General features: G+C 63.7%; 15 protein-coding genes. 9 read left to right on the top strand and 6 right to left on the bottom strand.

Annotated elements, in window-relative coordinates:
* Positions 1-52: 52 nt before the first annotated feature.
* On the top strand, positions 53-901 hold the full coding sequence (gene gluQRS, locus CWS72_RS20105) for a tRNA glutamyl-Q(34) synthetase GluQRS (protein WP_101252429.1): 849 nt from the start codon (positions 53-55) through the stop codon (positions 899-901).
* Between the two features lie 383 nt (positions 902-1,284).
* Positions 1,285-1,776, top strand: a complete 492-nt coding sequence (locus CWS72_RS20100; RefSeq protein ID WP_101252428.1) for a hypothetical protein — start codon at positions 1,285-1,287, stop codon at positions 1,774-1,776.
* A 20-nt stretch (positions 1,777-1,796) separates the two neighbouring features.
* Here the strand turns inward: CWS72_RS20100 and xerD are convergent, their stop codons facing one another.
* From xerD to CWS72_RS28135, 3 genes are read right to left on the bottom strand one after another with little or no spacing between them, the layout of a single operon-like run.
* Positions 1,797-2,690 (bottom strand): site-specific tyrosine recombinase XerD, encoded by an 894-nt coding sequence (xerD, locus tag CWS72_RS20095; RefSeq protein WP_101252427.1) that lies wholly within the window; start codon positions 2,688-2,690, stop codon positions 1,797-1,799.
* Positions 2,680-4,554 (bottom strand): serine/threonine-protein kinase, encoded by a 1,875-nt coding sequence (locus CWS72_RS20090; protein ID WP_101252426.1) that lies wholly within the window; start codon positions 4,552-4,554, stop codon positions 2,680-2,682. The genes xerD and CWS72_RS20090 overlap by 11 nt, the downstream gene beginning before the upstream one ends.
* Positions 4,535-4,675 (bottom strand): hypothetical protein, encoded by a 141-nt coding sequence (locus CWS72_RS28135; protein ID WP_199175822.1) that lies wholly within the window; start codon positions 4,673-4,675, stop codon positions 4,535-4,537. The genes CWS72_RS20090 and CWS72_RS28135 overlap by 20 nt, the downstream gene beginning before the upstream one ends.
* A 266-nt stretch (positions 4,676-4,941) precedes the next feature.
* Between CWS72_RS28135 and CWS72_RS20085 the strand changes: the two genes are divergently transcribed.
* The 4 genes from CWS72_RS20085 to CWS72_RS20070 are packed head-to-tail and all read left to right on the top strand — an operon-like array spanning position 4,942 to position 8,522.
* On the top strand, positions 4,942-5,508 hold the full coding sequence (locus CWS72_RS20085) for a shikimate kinase (RefSeq protein WP_101252425.1): 567 nt from the start codon (positions 4,942-4,944) through the stop codon (positions 5,506-5,508).
* Between the two features lie 52 nt (positions 5,509-5,560).
* On the top strand, positions 5,561-6,688 hold the full coding sequence (gene aroB / locus CWS72_RS20080; RefSeq protein ID WP_101252424.1) for a 3-dehydroquinate synthase: 1,128 nt from the start codon (positions 5,561-5,563) through the stop codon (positions 6,686-6,688).
* Positions 6,685-7,959 (top strand): HlyC/CorC family transporter, encoded by a 1,275-nt coding sequence (locus CWS72_RS20075; protein WP_101252423.1) that lies wholly within the window; start codon positions 6,685-6,687, stop codon positions 7,957-7,959. The genes aroB and CWS72_RS20075 overlap by 4 nt, the downstream gene beginning before the upstream one ends.
* Positions 7,956-8,522 carry a DUF2889 domain-containing protein gene (locus CWS72_RS20070; RefSeq protein WP_101252422.1) on the top strand — a complete coding sequence of 189 codons (567 nt, stop codon included), beginning with the start codon at positions 7,956-7,958 and terminating at the stop codon, positions 8,520-8,522. The genes CWS72_RS20075 and CWS72_RS20070 overlap by 4 nt, the downstream gene beginning before the upstream one ends.
* A 77-nt stretch (positions 8,523-8,599) precedes the next feature.
* On the opposite strand, the gene CWS72_RS20065 is transcribed toward CWS72_RS20070, so the two are convergent.
* On the bottom strand, positions 8,600-8,962 hold the full coding sequence (locus CWS72_RS20065) for a ribbon-helix-helix domain-containing protein (RefSeq protein ID WP_158240738.1): 363 nt from the start codon (positions 8,960-8,962) through the stop codon (positions 8,600-8,602).
* 243 nt (positions 8,963-9,205) lie between these two features.
* Entirely contained in the window at positions 9,206-9,484 is a 279-nt protein-coding gene (locus CWS72_RS20060) for a BolA family protein (RefSeq protein ID WP_101252420.1), read from the bottom strand.
* A gap of 120 nt (positions 9,485-9,604) precedes the next feature.
* On the opposite strand from CWS72_RS20060, the gene CWS72_RS20055 reads away from it, so the two are divergent.
* Genes CWS72_RS20055 through cobT form a run of 3 tightly spaced genes read left to right on the top strand, consistent with a single transcriptional unit; the run spans position 9,605 to position 13,127 of the window.
* Positions 9,605-10,177: a J domain-containing protein gene (locus tag CWS72_RS20055; protein WP_101252419.1), complete on the top strand. Its 573-nt coding sequence runs from the start codon at positions 9,605-9,607 to the stop codon at positions 10,175-10,177.
* 49 nt (positions 10,178-10,226) lie between these two features.
* Complete coding sequence (gene cobS / locus CWS72_RS20050) at positions 10,227-11,225, top strand: cobaltochelatase subunit CobS (protein WP_101252418.1); 999 nt, start codon at positions 10,227-10,229, stop codon at positions 11,223-11,225.
* A gap of 15 nt (positions 11,226-11,240) precedes the next feature.
* On the top strand, positions 11,241-13,127 hold the full coding sequence (gene cobT, locus CWS72_RS20045; protein ID WP_101252417.1) for a cobaltochelatase subunit CobT: 1,887 nt from the start codon (positions 11,241-11,243) through the stop codon (positions 13,125-13,127).
* Positions 13,128-13,655: 528 nt separating this feature from the next.
* Here cobT and CWS72_RS20040 read toward each other — a convergent pair.
* Positions 13,656-14,132 carry a nuclear transport factor 2 family protein gene (locus CWS72_RS20040; RefSeq protein ID WP_241911820.1) on the bottom strand — a complete coding sequence of 159 codons (477 nt, stop codon included), beginning with the start codon at positions 14,130-14,132 and terminating at the stop codon, positions 13,656-13,658.
* Positions 14,133-14,263 lie beyond the last annotated feature (131 nt).

Raw genomic sequence — 14,263 nt, 5'->3', positions numbered from 1 at the left:
AAGCCTTCTTCGACAAGTCCTATCCGAAAAAGGATGCTATTGTCACGCCATCATGTCTGTCGTCACGCGTTTCGCTCCCAGTCCCACGGGAGAGTTGCATCTGGGACACGCTTTTTCGGCCCTGTTCGCCGCCGACCGGGCGCGAGACGGCGGGCGTTTCCTTCTGCGCATCGAGGATATCGACGCCACCCGCAGCCGTGCCGCCTTCATCGCCGGCATCGAGGAGGATCTGGCTTGGCTGGGCCTCGATTGGGTCCGGCCGATCCGCCGCCAGTCGGAACATCTGGACGACTATCGCGCCGCGCTCGTCCGTCTCGATCGGATGGGGCTGGTTTATCCCTGTTTTTGCACGCGCGGCGAGATCGCCCGCGAGATCGCCGCCGCCGGCGAAGCGCCGCAGGGACCGGATGGGCCGCGCTATCCGGGCCTCTGCCGGGCACTGACGGCGGCTGAGGCGCAACGGCGCAAAGATGCCGGCGCGCCCTTCGCCCTCAGACTCGACATGGCCAAGGCGGCGGCCTTGGCCGGCCCCCTGTCCTGGACCGACGAGGCGGCCGGCCCCGTCCAGGCCCAACCCGAGCTGTTCGGCGATATCGTGCTGGCCCGCAAGGATGCGCCGGCCAGTTATCATCTGGCGGTCAGCGTTGATGACGCCCTGCAGGGCGTCAGCCTGGTGACGCGCGGCCTCGATCTGTTCCCCGCCACTCACGTGCATCGGTTGTTGCAGGCACTGCTCGATCTGCCGGTGCCCCGTTGGCATCACCATCGGTTGCTGACCGATGCTTCCGGCCGGCGATTGGCCAAGCGCGACAAGGCGGCCAGTCTGCGAAGCCTGCGCATGGCCGGCACGAGCGCCGGGGAGGTGCGTGCGATGCTTGGGTTTTATACCAAGTCTCGATGAGGATGACTCATCGAGACTTGGCTGGCCCGTTGAGGGCCCGCGCCATCGTTGGCGCGAAGCCGAGGGATACGGATGTATCCCGCCCGGCGATTGAGGGCTTGGTGATCGGTTCCGATCACCAAGAGTTGGTATTAGAGTGCGTCCCATCAAAAAGAGCATGACCGTCATGAATATCCGCATGCCCTCGCCGGGGAACAGAGAAACGCTTCGCCGGAAGCGGTGGGAGAGTCTTGAAATGGCTGCGGATTTGGGTCTTTTGAATCAACTAAAAGAGGAACTGCGTAAAATTTTACGCGATATTGTGAGTACTTATTAATATTGATAACGGAATACTGGGGATATAGAGTCGCCACCTTAATGGATTATTAAGGTGGGCTTGGGCCATGTTCGTGAACCTCGGAATTTCCGGAAAGAGTGGAGCGCTGCTTGGCGTTTTCCTGACCGGTCTGGTCATGGGCTTTGGCTCCTTCGGGTCCGATGCCCTGGCGCGCGACATCACATTGGGTGGTCATCGCGAGGAGGACCAGCACAGCAAGACCGACAATCAATTCAAGGCGAAGTTGCCGGACAATGCGGTGGCCTTGCCGCGTCTGGTGGCTTCGGTGCAGAACCGGGAAACCGGCCGTTGGCAGCGGGTGCTGGTCGATGCCTATCTGCAGACGTCCGACCCCAAGGCACTGGGGCAGGCCCGCGACCATGTGAAGGACATTGCCGCCGCCGCCAAGCCGCAACTGCAGGCCCGCCCGGCCGAATTCCTCGAATCGGCGCATAGCGGCGTGCGCGAAGCCAAGGACGCCATCCGCCTCGCCATGGAGGAAGCCCTCGGCCATGGCTGGTCGGGCACCATCTATATCCGCTCGCTCGCCGTCTTCTAAGCGGCGTTTGCTCCCCTTTCTTATTCTTTCTTTCGCGACAGCGGATGATGTTGCCTGACCAGGCTTTTCAGCCTTTCGTCGAGGACATGTGTGTAGATCTGCGTGGTGGCGATGTCGGCGTGCCCCAGCATCTGCTGAACGCTGCGCAGATCCGCCCCATGGGCCAGCAGATGGCTGGCGAAGGAATGGCGCAGCACATGCGGCGAGACCTTCGAGGGCGGGATGCCGGCGGCGATGGCCAGTTCATCCAGCATCTTGGCGAAGCCGGTCCGGGTGAAGTGGCCGCTTTCGCCCTCGCCGGGGAAAAGCCAGCGGCTGGCTCGCGGCTGGCGGACCTCGAGCCAGGCGCGGATGGCCTGGCGGGCGGGCTCGCCCAAGGGGACCATGCGCTCCTTCGAGCCTTTGCCGCGCACCACCAATGTCTCGGGATTTCGGGCCACCGCGGCCAGCGGCAGGCCGACCAATTCGGAGACGCGCAATCCGGTTGCGTAGAGCAGCTCGAGTAGCGCCTGATCGCGGCGGCCGGCGACACCGCTCTTGCGCCGGGTGGCCCGGATCAGATCCTCGACCTCGGTTTCGGAAAGATATTTGGGCAGCGGCCGGCCCAGTTTTGGCGCGTCGATGATCTGGCTGGGATCGTCGGCGCGGACGTTTTCGGCGAACAGGAAGCGGTGGAATTGGCGCAGGGTCGACAGCCGGCGGGCGGCGGTGCGGGGGGCCAGACCCTGGCGTCTCATCGAGGCGATGTAATCGCGCAAGGCCTCGCTGTCGGCCTGATGCTCGTCCAGGCCCCGCGATCCGAGAAAGTCGCCGAAATCGTCGAGATCCCGACGATAGGCGTCCAGAGTATTGGCCGCCGCGCCCCGCTCGGCGGCCATCATTTCCAGGAAGGCTTCGCTATATCTAGAGCCCATTGGCGATGGCGGCTTCCACGGCCAAGGCGCGGGCGTCGGCATCCAGTCCGATCAGACGCAGCGCCGCGACGATGCGATAGAGATCGGTGGGGTCGGCCTGGTTGAGCCCCACCTCGCCCAGGGTGGCGAGCGAGAACATCACCGTTTCCCCCTGGCGCAGCTCGTCGGAGGCGACGCGCAGGCCCTGCCAGAGGACGCCCCGCAAGGCCGTGGCCGGCGGCTGCGCGGGCGCGGCGGTCGGCTGAGGTTCGTCATAGAGGGTTTGCCATTCGTCCGCGGCGATTTTGTCGCCCAAGGCGGTGAGCAGGCCGAAGCAGGTCAACTGCCGGCGCAAGGCGACGGCCGGCGGCAATTCTCCCCGCGCCTTCCGCCAGGCGGCGAGCGTCGCCGAGGGAATGGTTTGCGGCGTGCCGGCGCCGGCCATGCGGGTCAAGGGCCACAGGCCTGCGGCGGCGCCGGCCACCGAAGGATCGCCGCCGCGCGCCAGGGCGACCCATGGCGCCGCCGCGTCGCTTCTTTGCGCGGCATAGAGGGCGCGGGCGGCGACGACGGCGAAGCTCGCCAATTCGGGCGTCGGCCGCAAGGCCGTGATTTGCGGGGCGTAAAGGCGGGCCGCGGTGAAATAGGCCGGCCCGTCGCCGGCCAGGCCCAGCGCCTTGGCGATGATTTCCACCTTGGCGGTGGGCAAGGTCTGCTGGACGGCGGCGCGGAACAGCAAGGCGCGGCTGCGGACGCCCTTGTCGGTGCCGGCGGCGTTGACCGGCGCCGACAGTTCCTGGGTGGTGAAGGTCACCTGTTCGTAAAGCTGGCGCAGCAGTTCGGTGTCGATGGAACCCAGGGACTCGGCCTTCTCGGCGGCGGCCAGGCGGGCTTCCGTCGTGGCGGAGTCCATCGTGGCGATGGCGCGCAGGAGGGAGGGCGAGGAGGTGGCCGAGGCCACGGATTCGGGCAACGGCAGCTTGGCGGCGCGGGCCATGGCCAGCGTGAGCGGCGTGGGATTGGCAAAACCGTCCATCTTGCCCGGCGCAATGCCGGCCAGGGCGTCGGCGGCGGCGAAAAAGGCCGGATCGTTCACCTTCTGCTCCCGCAGGAGATCCACCCCCAGTCCGGCCTCGTTGCCTTTGCCGGTGGAGAACTGGCAATACACCTGCAGCTTGGCCGGATAGGCGTCGCTCGCCGCCTGGGATCGCAAGGCCGCGGCCTGTTGACAGGCTCCGGCGCTGTCGCCGGCGACCAGCGCCGCATCGACCTGAAGGCGGCGCAGGGCGGGGGTGAAGGCGGGATCGGGCACGCCTTTCAGCAAGGCGTTGAGGCCGTCGACGTCACCCATGGCCCACAGCCGATCGGCCCGGAGCTTGATCAGCGAATCGCCGACGGGTTTTCCGGCCGGTACGGCGGCGGTGGTCAACAGCAGCTTGCGCTCCAGGGCCCTGAGGCTGCGCCAGGGGGTGGCGCCGGGCATCAGCGGCAGGACCTTCTGGACGATGTTCATGGAGGATCCGGCCCACATGTCCGAACCGAATCCTCCATGTCCCTCATCGATGACGCCGGTGGCGTTGGCGTCGAGAACGCCAAGATCCTGTACCTGGATCCGTTCTCCGCGCGGCAGGACGCCTTCCGGCGTCGGCGAGCCGGCGGACGGCGAGACGATGACCGCAGACGGCGGCGGCAGGATGCTTTGCGCCGGCGTCGCCGGTGTGGACTGGGGCGGGGCGAACTGGGGCGCCGCCGAGGGTGTCAGGGGCGTGGGGCCGTCCTGAGCGAGTGCGGCCAGCGGCGAAAGAGCCAGCAAGACGGCCAAGCGCCAGGGAGTGACGCGGCATGAGGCGCGCGTCGCCTTGGGTTCAACGCTGGAAGCGCTCATCCGGTATGACCTTTTCGATCTTCGAGGAGGGGGCGGGGATATCCCACATGGACAGGGCGACGATCCCGCCGACCAGAATGACCACGACCAGGACGACGACAACTCGAACCAAACTGCTCATCGAAGTAAACTGCCTTTTGCAAGACTTATGGACGGCACGCGACTGGACGGATACAAGGCCAGGGCCGGCCTTGCGGGGCGGTGGCCCCGGATACGCATACAGGCCTGCTGGATTGTGTTAGGGTTTAACCATGGCGAACGACGGAAGTTTATCGGTACGGCCGGAGGAGTTCAATCTTGCCGGATGGTTCCACGGAAATCCCCCGGGCGTGATTTCCGGAGACTTGCGCGCGTCCACCTCAATTTTTCCTATCGCCGAGTTCGAGCATGGCCTCTGATAGTCTCAATCTTCCCCGATCCGTGGCCCTGGTGGGCCTGATGGGCGCCGGAAAAAGCTGTGTCGGACGGCGTCTGGCCGCTCGGCTCGGCCTTCCTTTCGTTGACGCCGACGTTGAGATCGAGGCGGCCGCCGGCTGCACGATCAGCGAAATCTTCGCCCAATATGGCGAGCCGGCGTTTCGCGATGGCGAGCGCCGCGTGGTGCGTCGTCTGCTCGAAGGACCTCTGTGCATCCTGGCCACTGGCGGTGGGGCCTTCATGGACGCCGAAACCCGTCAGGTGATCGCCGAAAGGGCGATCTCGGTATGGTTGCGTGCCGATCTCGAGCTGTTGACCAAGAGGACGGCGGGGCGCGACCACCGGCCATTGTTGAAAACGGGAAATCCGCGCGACATTCTGCGGGGATTGATCGAAAAGCGTTACGGTACTTACGCTCTGGCCGATGTTACGGTCGATTCGATGGACCGGCCGCCGGAAACGACGGTCGACAGGGTGGTAAGGGCGATCGCCGATTATGTCGGCGACCCCTTGCCTGTGTCGGAACCCCAGACCTGAGCCGCGTCCGAACCGGGATCCGGGTGGGCTGAATTTTGCGAGACTTGTGCTGATGACCTCTGCGATTACCGTCGCCCTGGGCGAGCGTTCCTACGACATCCACGTGGGATCGGGCCTGCTGTCCCGGGCCGGACATATTTTGCGTCCCCTTCTTGCCGCGCCAAAGGTGTTCGTCGTCACCGACGAGAATATCGAAGGATTGCATCTCGAAGCCTTGAAGGAGTCGCTGGACGACGCCGGGCTCGATAATCACGGCGTGGTTCTGCCGGCCGGCGAGCAGACCAAGAGTTTTCCGCATCTGGAAAGCCTGCTCGACGCGATGCTGGAGGCGCGCTGCGAGCGTGGCACCACCATCATCGCCTTCGGCGGCGGCGTCATCGGCGATCTGACCGGCTTCGCCGCCTCGGTCCTTCTGCGCGGCGTGCCTTTCGTGCAGATTCCCACCACCTTGCTGTCCCAGGTCGATAGCTCGGTCGGCGGCAAGACCGGGATCAATACCCGGCAGGGCAAGAATCTGGTCGGCAGCTTCTATCAGCCGCGCGCCGTGCTGGCCGACATCGACGTGCTGTCCACCTTGCCGCCGCGCGAATTGAAAGCCGGTTACGCCGAAGTGGTCAAATACGGCCTGATCGACGATCCCGCCTTTTTCGACTGGCTGGAAACCCGCGGCGTCGCCGTCGTGGCCGCCGACGCGCAGGCCGGCCGTCAGGCGGTGTTGACCAGTTGCCGGGCCAAGGCCCGCATCGTCGCCGCCGACGAGCGCGAGTCCGGCCAGCGGGCGTTGCTCAACCTCGGCCATACCTTCGCTCATGCCCTGGAGGCCGAAGGGGGCTACGGCGAATTGCTGCTGCATGGCGAGGCGGTGTCGATCGGAATGGTCCTGGCCTTCGATCTGTCGGTGGCCATGGGGTTGTGTCCGGCCGCCGACCGCGACCGCCTGGTCCGTCATCTTCACACCGTCGGCCTGCCCGTCTGCCTGCCGCCGCTTCCCGGCGGTGAATGGAGCGTCGAGCGGTTGTTGGCGCATTTCGGCAAGGACAAGAAGGTCAAGGACGGCCGCGTCACCTTCGTCCTGGCGCGGGGCATCGGGCAGGCCTTCCTGTCCCCGGACGTTCCTGCCGCGACTTTGAAAAACGTGCTCGACGCGGCGATCGGTCGCGCGGGAGTCGCCCGGTCATGATCGTCGACATCGTTCTCGTCGTCGTTCTGTTGCTGCTGCTGTTCTTTTTCAGTTGTGCCGAAACCTCGCTTACCGTCGTTTCCCGGCCCCTGATGCATCAGCTTGAAATCGAAGGCGACAGCCGGGCGGCCCTGGTCAACCGTCTGCATAATCGCAAGGAGCGGTTGCTGGGGTCGATCCTGCTCGGCAATACCCTGGTGCAGATTTCCGCTTCGGCGATGGCCACCTCGGTGGCCATCGGGCTGTTCGGCGACGCCGGCGTCGCCTACGGCACCGTGACGATGACGGTCGTGGTGCTGATTTTCTGCGAGATTTTGCCGAAGACCCTGGCGATCCATCAGGCCAACGCCCTGGCGCTGGGCATGGCTCCGGTGATGCGCGGCGTCGTCTGGTTGTTCGGCCCGTTGATTCTCGGCGTCCAGGCCCTGGTCAATGCCATGCTGCGGCTGGCCGGCGTTCCCTTGCGGGCCTCGATCGGGCCGGAGGCGACCATGGCCGAACTGCGCGGCGCCATCGATATCCACACGGTGGAAGACGGCGTCAATCACGAGCGTAAGATGCTGCGTTCGATCCTCGACCTGGGCGATGTCGAGGTCGGCGAGATCATGGTCCATCGCAAAAATGTGGCGACGATCAATGCCGACATGTCGGTTTCGGCGATCCTCGACCAGGTGACGGCGTCGCCCTACACCCGTCTGCCGCTTTGGCGCGGTGAACCGGATAATATTGTCGGCGTGATCCATTCCAAGGATCTGCTGAGGGCGGTGCGGGAGAATACGGGGGAGATCGACGACATCGATATCGTCGGTCTGGCGGCCCCCCCCTGGTTTATTCCCGATTCGACATCCCTGCTCGATCAGTTGCAGGCGTTTCGTAAAAGGCGCGAACATTTCGCCCTGGTGGTCGACGAGTACGGCACGCTGCTGGGGGTGGTGACGCTGGAAGATATCATCGAGGAAATCGTCGGCGACATTTCCGACGAGCACGACGTCCTGGTGGCCGGGGTGAAACCCCAGACGGACGGTTCCTTCATCGTGAATGGCGACGTCACCATCCGCGACCTCAATCGCGAATATGATTGGCGGCTTCCCGATGAGGACGCTTCGACCATCGCCGGCCTGCTTCTCCATGAATCCCGCATGATTCCGGAAGTCGGACAGAGTTTCCTGTTCCACGGATTCCGTTTCGAGGTTCTGCGGCGGCTGCGCAACCAGATCACCTCGCTGCGCTTGACTCCTCCCAAGGCCGACGATTCGGAACAGGGCGCATGAGCCTTTCTCCTCCGGCGGATCGCCGGCCGATTCACACGCGCCGGGTGGTCTGCCAGGGATTTCGGCGCAACGACGGGCTTTGGGATATCGAGGGGCATCTGATCGACACCAAGGCTTACGATTTCGCCAACCGCGATCGCGGCGGCGTCATCGCCGCCGGCGAGCCGATCCATGAGATGGTCGTCCGTCTGACTATCGATGACGCCTATATCATCCGGAAAGCCGAGGCGGTGACCCTTCACGCGCCCTTTTCCATCTGCGGCGCGGTGGCCCCGGCTTTTTCCAGCCTTGAGGGCGTATGCCTCGGTCCGGGATTTCTGCGGACGGTGCGGGAGCGGTTTGGGAAAACCGCAGGCTGCACTCACCTCGTCGAGCTGATGGGGCCGCTGGCCACCACGGCCTTTCAGACCCTGGCTCCGCTGATCGGGGCGGAGGCGGGAAACGGGGCGCGGCCGCGCATCATCGACAGCTGCCATGCTCTCGCCGCCGACGGCGAGGTGGTGGCACGCGAATGGCCACAATTTTCCACGCGCCGGGCGACGGATCCGCTCGGCGACGCTTGAGCCCGCTGGAGCGGAGGCGTCATATGAAACTAAGGGATTGGAGCGATTATTTCGCGACAAGCCCTTAGGATCTGGGGTCAGCCGCCGGCCATTCGCCGATTGATCGGCAGGGAGGCGCCACCCGGGGTGCCGATCGCCATCCTGGGGGCCAGCTTGCGGTCGACCCGGCCTCGCTGATCGCCGATCAGGCCGTGCCCCGCCCCGAGATGACCATCTTCGGTGGCTGCGGCCCGGAAATAGGCCAGAATGAAAGCACGCGTGGCCGCCGTCAGATTATAACCCTTATGATCTTTGGCGATTCGTGTGCAAATATCGTGAATTGCCATGCTTTCACGGCAACATATCTCATCGAGAGCGTCCCACATACCCGGTTCGAGCTTCATGCTCGTCCGACGGCCCCCGATGGTCACGTTCCGATTGCGCAGAGAGCTCACAACCATCGCGACCTTCCATTCTTCCCTCAAAGGATGTCTCCCGTTTCGGGAGTTTATGTCAATCCGTTTACCAAACGGCATGCTTGTGTAAACGGATGGTGTCAAAACTATGCATTAGTCTTAAAAGAATGCAACGAAAATACTCATCGGTACCGGTGCCGATTAGTAAACTTTGGTTGAGATGCCCGGTTCGCGCCGATGCCGGGCTCACCCTGATCGGCGCGTGACGGAGCGGGATGGCGGGACTTTTCAGGGGGTCTTGGTTTCGGCCGGCGTCCGGGTCTTGAGCGACAACGCGTGAATCCGCGTTTTCAATTCGTCGGCCAGCAGATCATAGACCAGGCGCTGGCGGGCCACGGCGGACTTGCCTTCGAAGGCGGCCGAGACGATCTCTATGTGAAAATGGCTTTCCCCTTCCGCGCTGGTTCCCGCGTGCCCCTGGTGGCGGTGCGATTCATCGACGATGTCCAGGCGCTCGGGCGAAAGACCGGCGGTCAGCTTTTGTTGGATCAGATTACGCACCTGCATGCGGCATTCCTTGTCTCTAAAATGACCTCGAAGACGGCACCCGGCCCGCCGGCGGCTTCGTTGCGGCGAGGGGCGCCGGGATATTGCCAGCTTTCAGGCTTGCGCTCATAGTGGGTGATCATGAACGGGCAATCACGAAAATTCTGGCCTCCGCGCGGCAAACCGGAGGCCAATGCCAATCAGCGGGCCTGCGACCATCCGGGTTGCCGGGGGGAGGGGGAATTCCGTGCGCCCAAATCACGTGAAACCTTGACCGATTATTACTATTTCTGCCTCGATCACGTCCGGGCCTACAATGCCGCCTGGGACTACTACGCCGGCATGCGGCCCGAGGAGATCGAGCGGATGGTCCGGCTCGATACGACCTGGCAGCGGCCGACCTGGCCGCTCGGACGCATGGGCGCCAATCATCACATCAATCCCGAGCACATCAAGGATCCCTTCCATGTGTTCAGCGAGGATTTCTGGCAAGGTCCGCCGGAGAGAAGCCAGGCTTCGACGGCGGAAGAGCAGGCGATGCGGGTGATGGATTTGAGCGGGCCGCTTACTCCGGATATTCTCAAGGCCCGCTACAAGGAACTGTGCAAATTGCACCATCCGGACGCCAATGGAGGGGATAAAGAAGCCGAAGAGCGATTCAAACGAATCGGTCAGGCTTACAAAACCCTCCGAGAGAGCCTAAATTTGTCATAATCGCTCGGGCTTGCCGCCCTTTTTCAGTTCAGTCGAAAGCAGTACTTCCATGAATGACTTCACCACTCTGGCCTCGGACAACCCCTTGGGCACGCCCGACATCCAGATCTCGGTGCGCCAGACCTTCGGGCTCGACACCGACCTGATGGTGCCGGCTTTTTCCAGCACCACGGAATATGTTCCGGACCGGGACGACAGCTACCGTTTCGATCACGACACCACCCTGGCCATCCTCGCCGGTTTCGCCTTCAACCGGCGCGTCATGGTGCAGGGCTATCACGGCACCGGGAAATCGACACACATCGAACAGGTGGCGTCCCGCCTCAACTGGCCCTGCATCCGCGTCAACCTCGACAGCCACGTCAGCCGCATCGATCTGATCGGCAAGGACGCCATCGTGCTGAAGGATGGACAGCAGATCACCGAGTTCCGCGAGGGCATCCTGCCGTGGGCGTTGCAGCACGCGACCGCTTTGGTGTTCGATGAATACGATGCCGGCCGGCCCGACGTGATGTTCGTCATCCAGCGGGTGCTGGAGGTCGAAGGCAAGTTGACGCTGCTCGATCAAAGCCGGGTCATCCGTCCCCACCCCGCCTTCCGGCTGTTCGCCACCGCCAATACGGTCGGCCTGGGCGACACCACCGGCCTTTATCACGGCACCCAGCAGATCAATCAGGGCCAGATGGACCGCTGGAATATCGTGGCGACGCTGAACTATCTGGAACATGACGCCGAAGTGGCCATCGTGCTGGCCAAGATTGCCGCCTTCGACAATGGCGAGGGCCGGGATACCATCAACAATATGGTCCGGGTGGCCGATCTGACCCGCCAGGGCTTCATCAACGGCGATATCTCGACGGTGATGAGTCCCCGCACCGTGCTGACCTGGGCGGAAAACACCCAGATCTTCAACGATGTCGGCTTCGCCTTCCGTCTTACCTTCCTCAACAAGTGCGACGAGACCGAGCAATCGATCGTGGCGGAGTATTACCAGCGCTGTTTCGGTGTCGAGCTGCCGGAGACCATGGCCCGCGTGGTTTTGGGCTGACGGGCGCGCAACATCATGGAAAAGGGCGGCGATAAGCGTCTGTTCGGCAATCACGACGAGGCGCCGGCCGAACTGGTCAAGCGGACGACCTCGGCCGTTGTGCGGGCCATCGCGGGGCGTGACGATGTGATCGTCAATTACGCCGTCGGGGCCCCGGCGCTTCGCGACAACCAGGTGCGCCTGCCGTCGCCGCCGCGCAAGATCCTGGCCGAGGATATTGCGCGGCTGCGCGGCGCCGCCGATTCGGTGGCGCTTCGATTGCGCTTCCACGACGAGGCCGTGCATAGACGGCGCATGCCGCATGGCCAGGACGCCAAGGACATCTACAACGCGGTGGCCCAGGCGCGGGTGGAGGCTCTGGGGTCGCGCATCATGCGGGGCGTGGCGATCAATCTCGCCTCCGCGCTGGAAGCCCGCTACCGCAGCGAAGGTTACGCCTCCATCGCCCAGAAGGAACAGGTTCCGCTGTCCGAGGCGGTCCGTCTGATCGCCCGCGAGCGTTTCACCGGGCAACCGGTGCCGCCCTCGGCCCGGCATGCGGTGGATTTATGGAGAACCTTCGTCGAGGAAAAAGCCGGCCATAGCTTCTCGAACCTGACGGAAACCCTGGCCGATCAGGACCGTTTCGCCCGGGCGTTGCGCGATTTGATCGCCGCCCTGGATATCGAGCATTTCGAGGACGAACCTCCAGACGAGGGCGAGGCGGACGAGCAGCAGGATGCCGAGGGCGCCAATTCCGGCCCGCAGGAGAAGAAGGACGGCAGCGAGGGCGGCGCGAGTTCCTCCGAGGGATCGGGCGATACGGCCACCGGCGAGGCCGAGAGCATGAGCGCCCAGGAGGGCGAGGCGGGCGATGGAGACCCGACGCTGGTTCCCGGTCACGGCAGCGAGGAAGCGGGCGGCCCGGCCCGCCACCGGCCCGGCGAATCCTTGCGCAACGATCCCCTGGAACGGCCTTACGTGGCTTACGCCACCGCTTTCGACCAGACCGTCGACGCCGCCGAATTATGCGATCCCGACGAGTTGCAGCGACTGCGCCACCAACTCGACCAGCAGCTTTTGCATCTGCATGGGGTGGTCAGCCGTTTGGCCAACCGCCTTCAGCGGCGCCTGATGGCCAAGCAGACGCGGGCCTGGGATTTCGATCTGGAGGAGGGGTTGCTCGATGCCGGGCGTTTGGCCCGGGTGGTCACCAATCCCACTCAAAGCCTGTCCTTCAAACAGGAAAAAGACACCGATTTCCGCGATACGGTGGTCAGCCTGCTGATTGATAATTCCGGCTCGATGCGGGGCCGTCCGATTACCGTCGCCGCCATGAGCGCCGACATTCTGGCGCGGACGCTGGAGCGTTGTGGCGTCAAGGTGGAGCTTCTGGGCTTCACCACGCGGGCATGGAAGGGCGGCCAGGCGCGGGAGAAATGGGTGGCCGACGGCAAGCCCGCCAATCCGGGGCGTCTCAACGATTTGCGCCATATCATCTATAAGGCGGCCGACCTGCCCTGGCGTCGTGCCCGCAAGAATCTCGGCCTGATGTTGCGGGAAGGCATCCTCAAGGAAAACATCGACGGCGAGGCTCTGCTTTGGGCCTATAACCGGCTGATCTGCCGGCCCGAGCAGCGCCGCATCCTGATGGTCATCTCCGATGGGGCGCCCGTCGACGATTCGACCCTTTCGGTCAATACGGGCAGCTATCTGGAGCGCCACCTGCGCGAAGTGATCGGCTGGATCGAGACCTCGACGCCGGTGGAACTGGCGGCGATCGGTATCGGCCATGACGTTACCCGCTACTATCGGCGCGCGGTGACCATCATGGATGCCGAGGAATTGGGCGGTACCATGCTTCAGCAACTGGCCAATCTGTTCGAAGAGGAAACGCCGCTGTCACGCCGCCGGGCGCGGTAGGGTCCCGTCGTCTCATCGCGGGTTGCTTAAGGATCCGTGATTCCGCCAGCCTCGCGGACAAAGAAAAAGCCGGGCCGATGGGGGCGGCCCGGCTTTCTCGACCGCGGCGACAAGCGGCCAACTTTTCGGGAAACCGGCGGAGAGCGTGTGGGGCAAACTCGTCCGCCGGCCATTTTCCCGTTCGTCCTCTCCGCGTGGACCAGGGCTTGGGGGGAGCGCAAGGACCTTCCGCGAAGTTGACACTGTACCAGGCGATTTCGCACGAGAGCGTCCGGTACAGGGTCGCGAACCTGATGGGACTTTGATTTGCCGCTACCGAAAGGGGGGGTTCGGGAGGACGTTGTCACCACCAGTTCCGCTCTGAGGACAAAAATTAGAGGTCGAGTGTGGCGAGAATAGGGCGGAGTTTTGATGATCTTTGGGCGAAAAAAAAGCCGCTCCAAGGACTGTGCCTTGTCTGCGGCTTTGAAGTTTCCCCGATGAAAGACGGCGGCGCCGACCTCTGATGTCCGCGCCGTTGTTAACGGATCAGGCCTTGATCGGCGTGCTGGCGCGCGCCAAAAGCTTCCATCCCTTTCCGGCTTTGACCCAGACCTGCAGCACTTTGATATGCGCCGAACTGGTCTTGCCTTCCGGCAGATTGTTGACCGAATCGAAAATGTGACGGACGACGGCGACGTTGCCGACAACGTCGATCGTCTGGTCGGAAAGGGCCAGCGAGGCGAAGGAGTTCTTCCCGGCGAGTTCGTCGAGCACCATCGCCTTGGTCTGGAGGTGACCGTCCGAGTGCGAATAGGTCAGCCGATCATGCAGAACGGCTTTCAAGACCTTGCCGTCGCCGGCGACCATCGCCGCGCGCAGCACCTCGACGATCTTGGCGACCGCCGCCGTGTCGGCGGATGTCTCGGCGGCTTGGGCCGCTCCTCCCATGGCGGGCACGACGAAAGCGGCTCCGAGTGCCGCGATCATGGTTCGCCGGGAAGGATTGAATTGGATGTTGGCCATTTCCTGAAGTCTCCCTTGTATCGATCGATGGTCGATTTATTTCCGTATGAAAAAGCACAAAGTGCCGCCGTTTCGCCGGCCGGCGGCGACCGAAGGTTGATGTGTACTAATATATTAGATATTTATGTTTC

Origin of the sequence: Telmatospirillum siberiense (assembly GCF_002845745.1) — a bacterium.
In the GTDB taxonomy this organism is placed as follows: Bacteria; Pseudomonadota; Alphaproteobacteria; order Rhodospirillales; family Magnetospirillaceae; genus Telmatospirillum; species Telmatospirillum siberiense.
This window is presented reverse-complemented; position numbering and strand designations above follow the sequence as displayed.